A 14,881-nucleotide genomic window follows, 5' to 3' on the forward strand; every position below is an offset into this window, starting at 1 on the left:
TATTGATTTTATTTATTCGGCGTCACGGATTTCGCCTGTCTCGGGATCGAAGTCCGTCACATCGCGAATGGGTTGGTGCATCCGGGCCATGAATGGGTTGTAGAGGGTCAGTTCGCCGTTATCGTTGATGAAGGCGGCGGCGCTTGATGGCGGCTTTTTCGGAGCTTTGAAGGTGACTGTTGCGCCCATGGCGACATCGCCGGATTTGCCAAGCGCATAGTTGACTTGCAGGGTCATTGATCCGTTACACCCTTTGGTGCCGTGTTCTTCTTTGTGGTCCAGCAGGTCGATTTGGAGTTGCTTGTGCCCAGACATGACTTTGGCCAAAAAATCGCCGCCATCGAACAGGGCGAGGATTTGTTCAAGCGTCCGCATTTTATACGGATCATGCGGCTCGCGGGTGGTGATCTCTGTGGGTGTGGTTTTTTTTGCCATCACTTTAAAAGTCCTTTCTATCGTTGGTTTGCGATTTTGCCGGTCCATGCGTCGAAGTCTGTGCGCAGGGCGGCGAATTTGGTTTGGGCGTCTGCGTCCGTGTTGAGGTCGCGGCGGCTTTTGATGTGGCAGGTGGTTCGCAGGTATTCGGCGGCGGCTTGGGTCGTGAATTGACCACCGCGAAAGCCGCTTTTGGTGGCTGCGAATTTTTGAAAATTCGGGTCATTGCAGAGGATGCCCGCCTGTGTCGCCTGAGGCATGTCGGCAAGGCGGGTCATTGGTCAGCGCCTTCCGTGATGTTGCAGTCAAAAAGTCGGCAAAGAAGGGCTGCAAGGTTGGCATCGCGTGGGATGTCGATTGCGTTGTAAATTTCGCCCCTAATGATGATGCCAAGAACCACGCGATCCGCATTCATAAACTCACGCGCGCGTGAGGCGCGTTTTCGCCGCGCTTTGATCTCTTCTGATTTGGCAAGGATTTCATCATCGGTCATTGGTCCACACCTTCGCAGTCATCGCGATGGATGGGTGTTGCGCGCATGCCGATGATTTCCTTGGTTGGATAGGCCTTGCTGAATTTGATCATGGCGGCATCTTCATTGGGGGCGGTGATCCGGTGGGTGGTCTCCCCGAGGCCGTGCACAAGTCCGCTGACGTCGAATTTGGTTTTGGTCACAGCAAGCGCCCCTCTGTGGCATCGCCGGGGCGGATGATTTCGACGGATTCCAAGATCAAAAACGGCGCGTCGTTTTGGCTGGCCAGTTTGTGCGCGGCCTCGCGTGCGTCTGACAGGTGGCTGTAGCGTTGGCGCGGCTCGGTTTTTGACATGGGGCCGGATGGTTTGCGGCAGACCATGTAAAAGCGGGCGAATGCGGGCAGTTCGGACATCACTCGGCCTCCTGATTGGTGTTGAGGATTTCCGCCAAGATGCGCTCAAGGACGATGGCAACAGCTTCGTCTGTCCCCATGAGCGGATGGCCGTGAGCGTAGGGCATTTTGCGGCGCACGATGTCGGCGCAGCGGTCGCGTTCTGATTTCACGTCTTGGCCCATGTCATGCGGCCTCGCTGCGTTGGGTCGCCATGGCGGCTTTGCGCCAATTGCGCGCCGCTTCGTATTCGCCAAATCCGGTGGCGTGGATGCCGAGAAATTCGATTTCGAACAGGTGGGTGGCCGGGGCATGTGCGTGGTCTTGTGGGGGCACGAATGTGCCCATGCCCATATCGCAGTATTGGCGGATCACGCGCACAAGTGCGTCCAGCTTGGTGTCGCGGTGCAGGGCGGTGAACAGTGTCAGCGGGTCTTTCATCTGCATGTCGCGCGCGGCCTCAAGGGCTGTTTCGGCCCAGAGGTAAATTGCCAGCGCGGGTTGTGAGGTGTGGTGTTCTTGCATGCCGAGGTGGTCGACGTAGCAGGAACCACTTGTGTGATCGCGGATGACTTTGCCGCCCGCGTCGGTGAATGCGGTTTCAACTTTGCTCAGGGGTGCGCCGATGGTGGCGAGCAAAAGAATTTCATTCGCGAGGTCTTGGGCAAGCGCGATGCGCAGCATTGGGGCGGTGTCATGCATGGTCATGATGTGGCACCCACCTTTTCGGAGTGCGCAAAGTGGGTGGCGGCGGCGCGGAGCCAGAGGCGGATTGCGCCGGTTTCGGAGCAATGGGTTACCCGAATGCCGTGCATGTCGATGGTGGTGATGTCGCCCAAAGTGGCAAATGTGCCGCCCGTTTCCATCGCCTCGTTCATGAGGATGTCGTAGCGCTCTGCGAGGGAGGCGGCGGGGTCGATGCGGTTCAGCAAGGATTGGATGGGGTTCGATGTCATGCCGTCACCTCGACCGCGTGAACAAAGTTTTGCGCACGGGTCATCGCCAAGGCATCGCGGATCATGCGGGACCGATCAAAGGTTTCGCCTCGCGCCTGTTTGAGGGTGGCAAAAGCCAAAGCGCGGCGCACCGGAGAGAATTTGTCGGGGGTGTTGAGGATGATCCGCGCATGGGCGGGGATATGCGGGTCAAGGCCGTAGATCAGGCCGTGCGCGCGGTCATTTGCGCCATCTGTGGCGGGTTTGAAATCGTCTTGGCGGATATGTGCCATGGTGGCCTCCATCAAATGATGTGCCACGATCAACGTTGTAAATGACGTGTCTTCAGTGGCTGATGGGCCAATTCGTAATCGACAAATTGTCGATAGGTCAAGCTAAATAATCGAAGAAATGTCGATTGATAAAATTATGAACCGAATACACACTTTGAGTTGAGGGTGATTCTGGGGGAGGATTTTTCGTGTATGACTTTGAGGAACGTGTTTTGTTTTTTTGCGCGCGGATGGCCTTTGGCGGCTCTATAGATCGTGCATATCAATCTTTGTGGGTCAGGTTTTTGATGATGTTATCTGCCAAGCTGTCGGGTATTTCAGTCAATCGTCCACGATAGAGGTAATCCATGGATACCCCCCATCTCTCAGCTATTTTATAGGCCATGTCGGCTTTAAGTGGCTTTATGCCCTTTTCGATCTTGCCATAGCTTGTGCGGTCGATCTGGACGGAATCCGCAAATTCAGCTTTTGTTTTTCCGCGATATTCACGCAGGATTTCCAATCTACGACCCACAGATGTTGGGTGTATTGGGCTGGTTTCATCCATTCTTCTATTCTCCGACTGATTGTACGATTTGTATCTCTGATAGGAAAAACGTCCATCGAAGTTACGTCGACCGTTGACAAATCGAAGAAACGTCGATTATTCGTTTGGCATGAGAAAATTTTCAGATTTCAAAGAAGTGATAGACAAATGGCCGTCGCGAAAAGATTTTGCGCGCCATGTGGGTGCGTCTATCGCGGCTGTGCATAAGATGCATGAGACCGACAACATTCGCGGGGTCTATTTCCAAAATATTATCGAGGCCTCGAAGCGGATTCATGGGGATGATGCTGTCACGGCGGATGATCTTTGCCAGTTGGCGGCGCGCCATTTGCCGCGTGATAAGGTGGAGGCCGCGTGATGTCTGATCTTGATGACACTTTGGATCGTCTGGAGCGCAACGCTATCAATGGGATAAAATCTCGAAAGCGGCGGCCTCAAGCCGTGTTGCGGCGTCCAGCATTCCTTCGGCTCCGGCGCGCGACATTGGGCTTTGGTCGGTACTTGCGGCAACGCCTTCGTGCAGCGGCGCGAGGAGATTCAGAATGAAATGTTCCGGGTCTTCTTTGGTGTCGGCCATGTCGGCGATGAGTGCGGACAACGTGACGCGCAGGGCGATGTTTTCGCCGCGCAATCGCGCCACCATGAGTTCTAATTCGGAATTGTCAGCCATGAGTTCCTCCTCTGGCGTGGTTGGCATAGGGCGGGCCGGGGAGGGTGTGACCCCGGCCTGTCTGCACTCTTTCATGTGGCGCGCATGGCGTCATGTGAAATCGGCGGGAGAATTTTCACATGCGTTTGGCTAGGCCGGGGAGTGTTCAGAGTGCGGTGCGCGCGGCCTATGCGGCGGTTGGCGGTCTTGAGGCTGCGGCGGTTGATTTGGGCGTGGCGGTGTCAACGTTGTCTTATGGCACAGAGCTTAGTGAGCATCGTCCGGGCGGGATCGGGGTCAATTACCTGGACCGATTGGCGCGGATTGAGCCCGGCGCCGGGGTGGCGATTGCGGAGCATTTTGCGGCCTTGGCCGGAGGGGTGTTTCAGCCGGTGGATGTGTCGGGGGTGACTGCGGCGGATGTGCATCGTCTGACGCGGGAATTTTCGGACGTTTTGATGAGGCATGCGGAGGCGCATTCGTCGCTGTCGGATGATCCGGGCGATTACACGGCGAAAGAGGCCGCAGGGCAGTTGGTTGAGGTTGACGAGTTGATCGCGGCGGCTGTGAGTTTTCGCGCGATTTTGGTTGATAAATCAGGGGTTAAAGCATGAGCATTACCGCCGCATTTGCCTCAAGCTCGGAGCCGGTTTGGACAGCCGGTTCGCGGCGGCACCTGCCGGGGGCGCATTTGTCGCCTCCGGCCTTTTATTCAGACAGCGCGGGCAGGGTTCCCTTTCTCCCTAGCGTCCATACCGGGGGAGCGTGGATGCCCGCGCAATGTGCTCCCCGTTCTCCCTGTTGGGTGGGTGCGGTGCATGGTGTATGTGCGCCGCACCCCTTTGGGGGTGTGATGTGATGGCAGCGGCGTCAACAAAACCTCTTTTTCGTGCTATGAGCGGTGGCAGCAAGAAGCCGCATCCCGCGCAAATGATGATCAAGGGTTTGGAGCGCGAGCACCGCAAGCCTGATGATGTTCGAGATCCACTTGATTTTGACCCTACGCCGCCAAGTGCAACAGAGGCCGTTTTGCGCGAAGAAATTGCATTTATTCGCGCGCATGGGAATTTGGTCTGGGAGAATGCAGTCGGCGCAGGGCATATCGCCAATGTGCTCATCCAAGCTGGGCTTGATGTTTATGGCACGGATGTTGTCGATCGCGGTTTTCCGGGCGTCATGCTTCGATCATTTCTTGACTGGCAACCTCGACCAGAAGATCCGGTTCCGTCTTGTGTGTCATTTACCAACCCGCCTTACAATTTGATCAATGCTCGCGATGGTCATGGGCGGTGGTTGAAGCAGTCTTTTGATCTTGGGCTTGGTTATATCGCACTATTGCTGAATGCCGATTGGCCGGCTGCGCGGATCAATGGCCTGGATCAGATTTTGACAGATCATCCGCCATCCATCGAATATTTGTGCTGTTGGAAGATCGACTTTCGTGGCGGCGGTGCGCCACCGCAGCGCAATTCTTGGTTTGTTTGGGATATCAATAGGCCCGCGCTCGGCCCCGGAGAGTGGCGTAGAAAGCGGCTTTATAAGGACGGCCCTGACGTAAATCAGAAGGCTTTGGCGATATGACCACCGGGGCACATATCAGCGCGTATGCGGTGGCAGAGCGTTTTGAGCCGTTTGGCGAGGTGGCCTTTGCGCAGCTTGACGCGGCTCCGTTGATTACGCCGGGGGTGTGTTTTCAGCCCGAGTGCGGGCGGGTGTTTGAGCCGGGGCGCGGGTGGCAGATTTACTGTTCTGAGGTCTGTCGGGCCAAGGGCACAGCGGAGGCGCGCAAGTGGGGGCATAGGGCGGCCTTGCCGCTTTTGGTGCATCGGCTTGGCAATAAATCAAAAGATGAAGCGGTCAGGGAGCGCACGCGGGTCGCACGCAATTTTGTGTGGCGGCTGCAATCGGCGTGGCTTGCGGATCGCGTCCAGAGGCAAGGGGAGAGGTGATATGATGATGCATGGGACAGGCCAGAACTGCGTGGTGACGCGGGGGCTTCGGGAGACCCGTTTGGCGCAATGTGCGCGGGTGGCGCTTAAGGGTCATCATGTGGCCTATGTGGTGCCGGATCGGGCGTCTGTCCGGGTGGCGCGTGATTTGTGCGCGCGCTTGGTGCAGCCCTGCGCAGTGCAGGTGGGCAGGTTGTATTACGGCACTGCCATCGTGTGGTTTGTCGTCGCAAAGCGTGCAGATTATCAGACCCGCACATGGCCGGGGTTTGTTGTGCTTGACCCTGACATAGGATGGCGCGGCGATCCGGGCCTACAGCGCGCGATGCGCGATGTGCGCGATCTGGTCAATCTGCGTTTTCCTGAGGGAGAGTTTGAGCGGTTGGCGGGGGAGACGTCATGAGTGCAAACGACGATTGCACCTCTGATTTTATCGTCTGGCCGCTCAGGGTTGGTGAGACGCTGTCGAACCACGATTGGTGGCCGTTCTATGGTCACAAGTTTCTTGGATCAAAGTTCCTTTCGACGGCTCTTATGGAAAAACAGCGTGAGGTGATCGGCACCGCGCTTATCCTTTGGTCTGAGGCCATGCGGCAAGATCCGGGTGGCACATTGCCAAGCAGCGATATCGAGTTGGCCAGTTTGGCGCGATATTCGAGTTTGGATGACTGGTGTGTCGTCAAGGGCAGAGTCATGCATGGATGGGTGACGGTGCATGTTGAGGACATGGTCACGGGCCGCATGGAGGAGCGTCTGGGTCATCCGGGTTTGATCCAAGGCATTGTCGAGGAGATGTACAAGCGCAAGCGTGGCCGGGATGGCGCGCGAGAGGCGGCAAAACTTGCGGTCAAGAAATCACGCATCAAGGCCAAATTGGCGGAAATGAAGGTTGGAGAGGCGATCATATCAAATCCGCAAGCGATCACGGCTTTGGCTGAGTATTTCGAACATTCTGACCTCTATATCACATCTGACAATGTCAAGGCGGCAATGGTCGAAGTGCTTGGATATTCTGGGGAGATTGCCAAATTTCCGCGCAGTGGTGGAAGGTGAAATGCTGCTGAAATCAAAGTGAAATGAAGTGAAATGTTGCTGAAATACTACTGAAATATTTCAGTTAGATTTCAGTTGATTTCAGGCCTGTTGGTGAAATTGCCCTATAGGACAACACATTACAAAACAAAACAAAAAACCATTCTTTACGTCGAGTGAGGGAAAAAAGAACCAAGGGGTTCATTGTGTGGATCGGTCGGATTGGCTGAGAAAAGGAGCGAGTGATGGACAGTGCAGAGCAAGCAATTGGAGAGAAGCGCGTCAGGTCGGTTTTGATTGATCCTTTGTTGCGGCGCGGATTGGCCAAGCCGGGGAGTTTGACCAAGGCGCAGTTTGACGACATGTTGGGCGATTTGTGCGCGCGGCTGGCGTATATGAGCGATGCCAATTTGGCGGCGCTTGAGGAAGAGGCGGCGAGTAAGCCGGGTGGCAAGGATCGGGATCGGTTTCCGATTGCAAACGGGGTTTTGGATTGGGCTTACAAATATCAAAAGCCGGATGACAGCGGGTCACCCTTGATCCGCAGGGTCTTTGCCGAGCCTTTTGCGGATCAGGCGATCCGTGAGGGGTGGGCACCGGAGTTGCTCAAATACCTTCGCGACAAGCGGCAGTGGCCGAAGTCGTATTCGATCAAGATCATTCGCGATGAGGCGAGCGACAAGATCAGACGGATGCAGGTCATCGAGCGCCAAATGCGGGATGGTGTTCAGGTGACACAATCCGACATGACATTTTATCAGCACAGGGTGAGCGAGATCGCAAAGTGCGAGAAGATCGCGGCTTTGGGCAGGGTGGAGGCGGCGCAGTGATGGTGACGGATAAGGACAGGGTGATCATCGTCGGTCCTGACGGCGTTGCGTCGATGGAGCGGGCATTGCAGGGGATGCAGGATGAGGCCGTTCGGATCGCGCGGGTGATGGAGAGCGGCACGGTGCCTGATGTGTGTGGTCCAGACATACCACATGCGCCGGCGCGGGGATTGGTCAGGACATTTACGGTATTGGAGATGGTGCCCGGATCGTCGTTGAGGGTCAGGGATGCGGGCTATGCGGGCCGCAAGGGTTTGCGTGTTGGCGATGGGTTCGACGCGATGGAGGCGGCGGCGATCAAGGCCTATGATCAGCGCAAGGCCAAGGATGATGCGGCGGTTTATGATCCACCATTTACGGCGGGTCAGGTGTCCATTGGGCGTCTCTATGCGGCTTTGGTTGAGGCGCAGTCTGGCGGTACGGTCAAGTGCAGTTCGTTTGATGGGCGGATTGGTGGCGGCGGTGGTGATCTTGATGTGCTTGATCTGAGGTTGGAGCAGGCCAATAGGTTGGAGCGGATGCGGGCGAGGATTGGGCGAGGGGTTGCGGTCAGCGTCAAGAGGGCGCGCGCTTCGAGTGGTGCGGATAGGCGGTATCGGATCATCACCGATCGCATGGTTGTTGACAGCGTCTGTTTGGATGGTTTGACGGTCAGTGGGGTCTTGTCCAAGTACCATTGGGAGCCAAACGACAAGGCGCGTCGGAATGGTATCAGGGAGGCGCTGCGCGGGGCGCTGGATAGGATGCAGGGGTTTGGGTGAGAAAAAAGGGTATTGACGCTTAACCACGCTGGCAGTACGAATTTATGAATAATCGAGAAATGCGCCCGCCGAAAGGTTTGGGCGCTTTTTCGTATCCAACTTTGGGTTGTCACGCGGTGGCGGTCGGTCGGGGTTGGTCACAAGTATCTAGACATTGATGGAGGTTGGCATGGGTCGTTTGACGCGTTTGCGTGACGGTACGCACAGGCTGCCCTCTCAGGTCGGGTATTTGTCGAGTGGCGCGCGTGAGCATGACAGGACACGGGCGCAGGCCAATCCATTGCGCAAGCTGTATGGCACGGCGCGGTGGCAGAGGATGAGGTTTGCGGTGCTGACGCGCGATCTGTTTACGTGCCGGATTTGTGGCGTGTTGAGGTCTGACACATCACTGTTGGTCGCGGACCACATCAGGCCGCATCGGGGTGATCTCGATTTGTTTTGGGATGAATCGAACCTGCAGTGTTTGTGCAAGACCTGCCACGACACGGTCAAGCAACGCGAGGAGGCGGCGGCCCGGAGGTCGGGCAAAGGGTAGGGGGGGGGTCTAATCTCTGGGGTGGCCTCAGCCCTAGACCGGTACTCACTCTCATCTGGGGATTTTTTTTATGGGCGATGAAGTTTCTGACCTATTTGGCAACCCTGTCCGTCAAGGAAAAGGGAAACGTGGCCGACCCACTTTTGAGGTAACGGAAAGAAATCGCAACAAAGTCAAACTGTTACTGGCTTTGGGGTGGAGCAATGAGCGTGTCTCAAATGCTATTGATTGCTCATTGGCGACTTTGAAGCGGTATTTTAGAGCCGAACTGTCTGAGCGTGAGATGATGCGGGATCGGCTTGAGGCTGAGCGGATTATGGTCATGTCCGAGTCTGCTCTGAATGGGGTTATTGGTGCGGCTCGCGTGTTCCAACAGATGCTTGATCGAAATGACGAAATGCAAGCTGAGAGGAGTTTGGTGTCAAGACCTGCCAAGCACAGGCCGCTGATGGTCTTGGGAAAAAAGCAATGGTTCGTGCGCAAGCTCATGATGCAGAGGCAGAGTTGATGCTTGAGTTGGAACGTGAGGCATCCACTCATGTCAAACAGTGAGGCGCTTGCGCGCTTTGCATGCCCTGACTGGTGGGAAAAACTTCAAGCTGGGTTGCCGCCAATTGCTGATGTGCCAGTCAATGAAGCTAAGGCGCAAAAAGTTGTAACCTTTTTCAATCGCCTACGTTTGCCTGACGTTGCAGGTGCGCCTTACCTGGCTGATGCTTGTGGTGATTGGTTTCGTGATATCCTCGTGGCATTTTTGGCGAGTGAAGATCCAGAAACATTTCAGCCGATTGTATGGGAACTCCTTTGTTTGGTTCCCAAGAAGAATTCGAAGACCACCTATGGTGCTGGTTTGGGGCTTACGGCCCTCTACATGGAAGAAACGCAAAACCGCAAGATGATGCTTGTTGGTCCGTCGCAAGCGATTTCAGGCCGCTGCTTTGATCAAGCTCGTGGCATGATCGATATGGATGAGACGCTTAAGAAGATTTTCCACGTCAGTGACTCAGACAGCGAGATCACGCGACGCAAGACAAACACAAGCCTAGCCGTAAAGACATTTGGCACGAATATCGTCACCGGAGAAATTCCGGTTTTGACGATCATTGATGAGGTCCACGAACTCGGAAAACTGCCACGCGCTGCGGCTGTCATGCAGCAAATCCGAGGCGGTGGGATCACCAAACAGCGTGGCAAGCTGTTGATGATTACTACTCAAAGCGATGAAAGCCCGGCGGGCGTTTGGCGCACGGAGTTGGATAAGGCCAGAAAAATACGAGATGGCCGTGCTGGACCATCTCCGATCATGTTGCCGATGCTTTATGAGTTTCCTTTGGAATTACAGCGCAAACAAGAGTTTTGGCGCGATCAAAGAAACTGGCCATTGGTCTTGCCAAACCTTGGACTGTCAATTGATCCGCAAGCGCTCAAAGATGACTATGACAACAACGGTCGCGTGACAAAGCACGCCGAACAAATTTGGGCGAGTCAGCACCTGAATATCGAAATTGGTGTTGGCCTGTCGGCGGGTTGGCTTGGTGCCCAGTATTGGGAGGATTGTGTCGAGGTTGGCCTGACACTTGATGAGTTGATCGAACGAAGTGACGTTGCTGTGCAGGGGATCGACGGCGGCGGATTGGACGATCTCTTTGCGGAGGCTGTGATTGGTCGCTGTCGCGAGACAGGTAAATGGCTGCATTGGGCGCGGGCGTTTGCCCACCCAGAGGTGTTTGAGCTGCGCGAAGAAATCGTGCCGCGTTTGCGCAAATTTGCCGAGGATGGCGACTTGATCGCCCTATCCGATGACGACACATCCGGTGATGTCAGTCGGGTTGCAGAAACTGCCGCGCGCTTGTTGGCCGCAGGGCTGTTGCCAGAGCAAGGCGCAATCGGCGTGGATACGACGAACAGCGCCGCAATCCAGTTTCAGATGTTCGGCAAGGGCATCACCTATGAGCAGCTTGTGATTGTCGGTCAGGATTGGCGGCTATCGCCTGCGATATGGGGTCTTGAACGCATGCTGAAACAGAAAACGTTTTTGCATGGTGATCAGGATTTAATGTCCTGGACCGTTGGAAATGCCAAGCCTGAAATCAAAGGGTCGGCAGTGCGGATCACTAAAGAAGTCGCGGGAAAAGCAAAGATTGACCCGCTTATGGCAACACTCAACGCCTTCATGTTGATGCTGCGCGATCCTGTTGCTGTCAACATAGGCTCTTATTTGGATACCAAAGAAATGATGGTTCTCTGATGTTCGGACTGCGCAAAAAGGGTGTCACCGTGACACTAGACCAGCTTGCGCGCGTAGCTGGGTGGATCGGTTGGGGCACATATTCCGGTGCTTCGGTTTCAGTGCAGTCGTCTCTCGACGTTCCAGCCGTGTTCTGTGCCGCGCGAGTGATCGCAGAGGGTATTGCGCAAATGCCAGTGCGCGTCATGTCGGTCGAAATTGACCAAGCGACTGACCTTGAGCGCCGCCGCGTCTCACGTGACCATTGGGCGCATCGGCTCTTGGCAGTGCATCCGAATGGCTGGCAAACGAGTTACGAATTCCGCGAAGGCATGGTTTTTTGCGCCGCATTGGCTGGTTCTGCCATCGCGATCAAGAACGAAATCGGTGGAGAGGTGCGTGAGTTGCTTCCGGTTCCGCCAGGGTCATGGTCGGTGGAGCAACTGCGCGATTTTTCGCTGCGCATCCGTGTCGATTATGCCGACAAGACGCACGGGTATTTTGATGCATCACAAGTTCTTTACCTACGCGGTCCGTCGCTTGACGGGTATCAGGGACTTCCGGCTGTTCGGCAGGCGCGAGAGGCGATCGGCCTTTCCAAGGCACTGGAAAAGCAACAGGCAAAACTCGCTGGCGCAGGCGGGAAGCCCTCTGGTGTTCTGAGCTTCGTGCAGAAGCTCGCGCCGGAAACTGCCGAAAAGTTGCGCGAGACATGGCAAGCTAAGTTTGGCCCAGACGGAGATGGTGGGATAGCCATTTTGGACGGGGACGCGAAGTTTCAGCCCATGACCATGAGCGGCGTTGATGCTGAGACGATGGATTCGCGGCGGTTTCAGATCGAGGAAATCGGCCGGGCGATGCGGGTCATGCCGATCATGATGATGCAAAGTGACAAGGCGGCGACATTTGCCAGTGCGGAGCAGATGTTCCGCAACCACGTCATACATACCCTCGGGCCTTGGATGGAGCGGTTCGAGCAGGCCTGCGCGCGCGATATTCTAGACCATGCACCGGGTCTTCTGGTCGATCTGGATGAGCGCAACATGATGCGAGGCGACTTCAAGGACCAAGCTGAGAACCATGCCAAGGCGCTTGGATCAGGTGGTGCCCCGGCGTGGATGACGCAAAATGAAGTTCGCGCCGAACTTGGTATGAATCCAATCGACGATCCACTTGCTGACACGCTGTCGCGCGGATCTATGAATAAAACGCCGGCACAGGAGGGTAGCGCGAGTGGAACACAAGCACCTGTCGCTTGATATCAAGGCAAGCGGAGAAGGCCTAATCGAGGGCTATGGCGCAATTTTTGACGCGATCGACCAAGGCGGAGACATAATCGCTCCGGGGGCTTTTGCGGCGTCACTTGTGTCAGGACGTCGGGTAAAGATGCTCAAGCAGCATGACCCTGATCAGGTGATAGGCGTCTGGGATGAAGTTGCTGAGGATGGGCGCGGTCTGCGCGTCAAGGGGCATATGTTGCTCACCACAGATCGCGGAAGAGAGGCTTTCGAAGAGGTAAAGGCTACGGCCGTTGATGGCCTTTCGATTGGATATCGAACGGTTGACGCTGGACGTACTGGGAAGGCGCGCCTGATCAAGAAAGCCGAGCTTTGGGAGGTGTCTCTGGTTACCTTCCCAATGCAAGAACTTGCGCGCGTCGATGGATTCAAGGCCGCCGATGCATTTGAGGAATTCAAGACGGGCAACAGCGCCCTTCTGAAACGGTGGATGGAGGAATCCCTGCGCGAGGCAGGGTTCACCAATACCGAAGCCAAGGCCGCATCAGCGGCGGCGGCGAACAAGATCGGGGCCATGCGTGAGGCTGGCACGGGCTTGGATGATCTGGCGCAAATGATGCGCCAAAAACTTAACATCACCAAGGAGTAAGCCTCATGGCTGACATTGATGAAGTGAAGTCGCTCTTCGAAGCGACGCAACAGGTCGCGCACGCGGCAAAGCAGAAAGCAGAAGAGCTGGAAGGCAAGAGTGCCGACTATCTCGATAAGGCCACAATGGACAACATCAAGGCCGATCTGGCGGGAAAAATCTCGGAGCAGGATGCAGCGCAGATTGCGCTGAAATCCCGTCTCGACGAGATCGAAACCAAGCTTAACCGTCCGAATGCCGCTGGCAAAGACAAGACGCAGGAATCGAAAGCTTTTGGCGATTATATGCGCAAGGGCATCGAGGCTGACGAACTTAAGGCCATGTCCACCACGACTGGTGACAGCGGTGGTTTTTTGATTCCTGACCAACTGCGCGAAGGAATTCAGGCCCGCCTTCGCCGGTCGTCTCCGGTGCGTCAGGTGGCATCTGTTGTGACGCTTGAGGGCATGAGCTATAATGTTCTGACTGAGCGCGGCGATGCTGGTTATGAATGGGCCGGCGAGAAATCGACCCGTAACGAAACCGATACGCCGACTATCAACCGCATCTCGATCACCGCACATGAACTTTCGGCCATGCCTAAGGTGTCGCAGCGGATGCTCGATGACGTCGGGTTTGACCTTGAAGGTTGGTTGCAGGCGCGCGTCGAAGATCGTTTCGGTCGCGCCGAGGCGACAGCGTTTGTGGCTGGCAGTGGCATCGACAAGCCTAAGGGCTTCCTGACCTACTCAACCGCGACCACGGATGATGCCACTCGGGCAGCGGAGTCGCTGCAATATCGTGGCACTGGGACAAGTGGTGCGTTCGATGCCACGGCCCCCGCAGACGTTTTGGTGAAAACCTTCTATGATCTGCAGGGCGCTTATCAGTCCAATGCGTCTTGGATGATGAAAAATGCCACAATGGCCGATGTTGCCGTGATGAAGGACGGCGACGGCACGTATCTGATGCGCGAAATTTTGAATGGTGATGGAACGCTGGTACGCACCATCATGGGCCGACAGGCCTATGTCGCCGACGATATGCCGACTGTCGCGGCCAACTCTCTCTCGATCGCTGTTGGTGATTTTGCGGCGGGATACACCATCGTTGAAGGAACGAGCATGACGGTTCTTCGTGACCCCTTCACTGCAAAGCCGCATGTTCTTTTCTATGTCACCAAACGTGTCGGCGGCGGTGTCACCGACTTCGACGCCATCAAGCTCATCAAGTTCGCGTAAGGAGGTTATCCAATGCGGAAATCTGATATCCGGTCGTTGACGACCATTGCCGTGGCGATCAGCGCAACGCTGAGCGGCACCACAGCCTCGGTTGGTAACATCGTCGATGTGTCCAACTTTCAGCATGTCACGCTTGCCTACTTCACCGGCACTGTGACGGACGCTGGTACTGCCGCTGGTTTCTCGGTCGAAATCCAAGAGAGTGACACCACGGCAGATGCGGACTTCACGGCTGTTGCCGATACTGACCTTATCGGCACCGAGGCCGCGCTTGCCGTCACCGACGATGCATCTGACACCATTCCAGTTGGCAGCGTCGGCTACATCGGCACAAAGAAATATGTCCGAGCTGTTATCACTGGCACCACGGGTACGGACGCTGCCGTATCCGGCGCGTGGATTTTGCAGGGGCCGCGCTATGCACCGGTCGTATCTGCGACAGCCGCGAATATTTCGGCCACCTGATCATCATCGGTGTGGGGCGGACTTCCGCCCCCATCCCATGCTGACCGGAGACAAAACCATGAAAAAATTCACTTGCGACTGGCTTGCAGTTCCACCGGGCAATGTCTATCCGGTACAGTATTTTGCGGGCGATGACTGCCCGAGTGATCTGATCGACGATGCTCGCCATGCTGGCGTTATCTCTACGACACTCGAAACAGATGCTGCGAAAGTGGCTGAGGCGGAAGCCGCGCGTCTGGCCGAAGAGGAA

At 55.9% G+C, this 14,881-nt stretch carries 27 protein-coding genes; 16 read left to right on the forward strand and 11 right to left on the reverse strand.

Features of this window, described 5'->3' with window-relative positions:
• Positions 1 to 12 precede the first annotated feature (12 nt).
• The 10 genes from C8029_RS21265 to C8029_RS21305 form a co-directional block, all read right to left on the reverse strand.
• Complete coding sequence (locus C8029_RS21265; protein ID WP_152003682.1) at positions 13 to 435, reverse strand: YfdP family phage-associated protein; 423 nt, start codon at positions 433 to 435, stop codon at positions 13 to 15.
• A 17-nt stretch (positions 436 to 452) separates the two neighbouring features.
• Positions 453 to 713 carry a hypothetical protein gene (locus C8029_RS21270; RefSeq protein WP_152003683.1) on the reverse strand — a complete coding sequence of 87 codons (261 nt, stop codon included), beginning with the start codon at positions 711 to 713 and terminating at the stop codon, positions 453 to 455.
• On the reverse strand, positions 710 to 928 hold the full coding sequence (locus C8029_RS21275; protein ID WP_152003684.1) for a hypothetical protein: 219 nt from the start codon (positions 926 to 928) through the stop codon (positions 710 to 712). Before C8029_RS21275 ends, C8029_RS21270 begins: the two co-directional genes overlap by 4 nt.
• Positions 925 to 1,110: a hypothetical protein gene (locus C8029_RS21280; RefSeq protein ID WP_152003685.1), complete on the reverse strand. Its 186-nt coding sequence runs from the start codon at positions 1,108 to 1,110 to the stop codon at positions 925 to 927. The genes C8029_RS21275 and C8029_RS21280 overlap by 4 nt, the downstream gene beginning before the upstream one ends.
• Positions 1,107 to 1,322: a hypothetical protein gene (locus tag C8029_RS21285; protein WP_152003686.1), complete on the reverse strand. Its 216-nt coding sequence runs from the start codon at positions 1,320 to 1,322 to the stop codon at positions 1,107 to 1,109. Before C8029_RS21285 ends, C8029_RS21280 begins: the two co-directional genes overlap by 4 nt.
• Positions 1,322 to 1,486 (reverse strand): hypothetical protein, encoded by a 165-nt coding sequence (locus tag C8029_RS22165; protein WP_193217709.1) that lies wholly within the window; start codon positions 1,484 to 1,486, stop codon positions 1,322 to 1,324. The genes C8029_RS21285 and C8029_RS22165 overlap by 1 nt, the downstream gene beginning before the upstream one ends.
• Before the next feature lies 1 nt (position 1,487).
• Entirely contained in the window at positions 1,488 to 2,009 is a 522-nt protein-coding gene (locus C8029_RS21290) for a hypothetical protein (RefSeq protein WP_152003687.1), read from the reverse strand.
• Positions 2,006 to 2,257 (reverse strand): hypothetical protein, encoded by a 252-nt coding sequence (locus tag C8029_RS21295; RefSeq protein ID WP_152003688.1) that lies wholly within the window; start codon positions 2,255 to 2,257, stop codon positions 2,006 to 2,008. The genes C8029_RS21290 and C8029_RS21295 overlap by 4 nt, the downstream gene beginning before the upstream one ends.
• Positions 2,254 to 2,529, reverse strand: a complete 276-nt coding sequence (locus C8029_RS21300; RefSeq protein ID WP_152003689.1) for a hypothetical protein — start codon at positions 2,527 to 2,529, stop codon at positions 2,254 to 2,256. Before C8029_RS21300 ends, C8029_RS21295 begins: the two co-directional genes overlap by 4 nt.
• Before the next feature lie 262 nt (positions 2,530 to 2,791).
• On the reverse strand, positions 2,792 to 3,076 hold the full coding sequence (locus C8029_RS21305; RefSeq protein ID WP_152003690.1) for a helix-turn-helix domain-containing protein: 285 nt from the start codon (positions 3,074 to 3,076) through the stop codon (positions 2,792 to 2,794).
• Positions 3,077 to 3,254: 178 nt separating this feature from the next.
• Between C8029_RS21305 and C8029_RS21310 the strand changes: the two genes are divergently transcribed.
• Entirely contained in the window at positions 3,255 to 3,434 is a 180-nt protein-coding gene (locus tag C8029_RS21310; protein ID WP_152003691.1) for a hypothetical protein, read from the forward strand.
• A 45-nt stretch (positions 3,435 to 3,479) separates the two neighbouring features.
• Here C8029_RS21310 and C8029_RS21315 read toward each other — a convergent pair whose 3' ends face one another.
• On the reverse strand, positions 3,480 to 3,746 hold the full coding sequence (locus C8029_RS21315) for a hypothetical protein (protein WP_152003692.1): 267 nt from the start codon (positions 3,744 to 3,746) through the stop codon (positions 3,480 to 3,482).
• A 119-nt stretch (positions 3,747 to 3,865) separates the two neighbouring features.
• Here C8029_RS21315 and C8029_RS21320 point away from each other — a divergent pair, with 119 nt between their 5' ends.
• From C8029_RS21320 to C8029_RS21390, 15 genes are all read left to right on the forward strand, one after another.
• A complete protein-coding gene (locus C8029_RS21320; protein ID WP_152003693.1) occupies positions 3,866 to 4,339 on the forward strand; it encodes a hypothetical protein in 474 nt (157 codons plus the stop codon).
• A 244-nt stretch (positions 4,340 to 4,583) separates the two neighbouring features.
• Positions 4,584 to 5,306 carry a hypothetical protein gene (locus C8029_RS21325; RefSeq protein WP_152003694.1) on the forward strand — a complete coding sequence of 241 codons (723 nt, stop codon included), beginning with the start codon at positions 4,584 to 4,586 and terminating at the stop codon, positions 5,304 to 5,306.
• A complete protein-coding gene (locus C8029_RS21330; RefSeq protein ID WP_152003695.1) occupies positions 5,303 to 5,674 on the forward strand; it encodes a hypothetical protein in 372 nt (123 codons plus the stop codon). The genes C8029_RS21325 and C8029_RS21330 overlap by 4 nt, the downstream gene beginning before the upstream one ends.
• Before the next feature lies 1 nt (position 5,675).
• Positions 5,676 to 6,077: a hypothetical protein gene (locus C8029_RS21335; RefSeq protein WP_193217710.1), complete on the forward strand. Its 402-nt coding sequence runs from the start codon at positions 5,676 to 5,678 to the stop codon at positions 6,075 to 6,077.
• Entirely contained in the window at positions 6,074 to 6,727 is a 654-nt protein-coding gene (locus C8029_RS21340; protein ID WP_152003697.1) for a hypothetical protein, read from the forward strand. Before C8029_RS21335 ends, C8029_RS21340 begins: the two co-directional genes overlap by 4 nt.
• A gap of 224 nt (positions 6,728 to 6,951) precedes the next feature.
• Complete coding sequence (locus C8029_RS21345; RefSeq protein ID WP_152003698.1) at positions 6,952 to 7,536, forward strand: hypothetical protein; 585 nt, start codon at positions 6,952 to 6,954, stop codon at positions 7,534 to 7,536.
• On the forward strand, positions 7,536 to 8,297 hold the full coding sequence (locus tag C8029_RS21350; protein ID WP_152003699.1) for a hypothetical protein: 762 nt from the start codon (positions 7,536 to 7,538) through the stop codon (positions 8,295 to 8,297). Before C8029_RS21345 ends, C8029_RS21350 begins: the two co-directional genes overlap by 1 nt.
• A gap of 316 nt (positions 8,298 to 8,613) precedes the next feature.
• Entirely contained in the window at positions 8,614 to 8,832 is a 219-nt protein-coding gene (locus C8029_RS22610; RefSeq protein ID WP_226946428.1) for an HNH endonuclease, read from the forward strand.
• Between the two features lie 70 nt (positions 8,833 to 8,902).
• The gene (locus tag C8029_RS22170) at positions 8,903 to 9,340 is read left to right on the forward strand and encodes a hypothetical protein (RefSeq protein ID WP_193217711.1); all 438 of its coding nucleotides are present in this window, start codon (positions 8,903 to 8,905) and stop codon (positions 9,338 to 9,340) included.
• Positions 9,341 to 9,370: 30 nt separating this feature from the next.
• Positions 9,371 to 11,080 carry a terminase large subunit domain-containing protein gene (locus tag C8029_RS21365; RefSeq protein ID WP_152003701.1) on the forward strand — a complete coding sequence of 570 codons (1,710 nt, stop codon included), beginning with the start codon at positions 9,371 to 9,373 and terminating at the stop codon, positions 11,078 to 11,080.
• Positions 11,080 to 12,318 carry a phage portal protein gene (locus tag C8029_RS21370; protein ID WP_152003702.1) on the forward strand — a complete coding sequence of 413 codons (1,239 nt, stop codon included), beginning with the start codon at positions 11,080 to 11,082 and terminating at the stop codon, positions 12,316 to 12,318. The genes C8029_RS21365 and C8029_RS21370 overlap by 1 nt, the downstream gene beginning before the upstream one ends.
• A complete protein-coding gene (locus tag C8029_RS21375) occupies positions 12,293 to 12,946 on the forward strand; it encodes an HK97 family phage prohead protease (protein WP_152003703.1) in 654 nt (217 codons plus the stop codon). Before C8029_RS21370 ends, C8029_RS21375 begins: the two co-directional genes overlap by 26 nt.
• Before the next feature lie 5 nt (positions 12,947 to 12,951).
• Complete coding sequence (locus C8029_RS21380; RefSeq protein WP_152003704.1) at positions 12,952 to 14,166, forward strand: phage major capsid protein; 1,215 nt, start codon at positions 12,952 to 12,954, stop codon at positions 14,164 to 14,166.
• 12 nt (positions 14,167 to 14,178) lie between these two features.
• Entirely contained in the window at positions 14,179 to 14,631 is a 453-nt protein-coding gene (locus tag C8029_RS21385; RefSeq protein WP_152003705.1) for a hypothetical protein, read from the forward strand.
• Between the two features lie 58 nt (positions 14,632 to 14,689).
• Positions 14,690 to 14,881, forward strand: a 192-nt coding sequence (locus C8029_RS21390; protein ID WP_226946425.1) for a hypothetical protein, incomplete at its 3' end; no start/stop codon positions are given.

It is taken from the genome of Roseobacter sp. TSBP12 (genome assembly GCF_009129705.1).
Lineage (GTDB): Bacteria > Pseudomonadota > Alphaproteobacteria > Rhodobacterales > Rhodobacteraceae > Celeribacter > Celeribacter baekdonensis_A.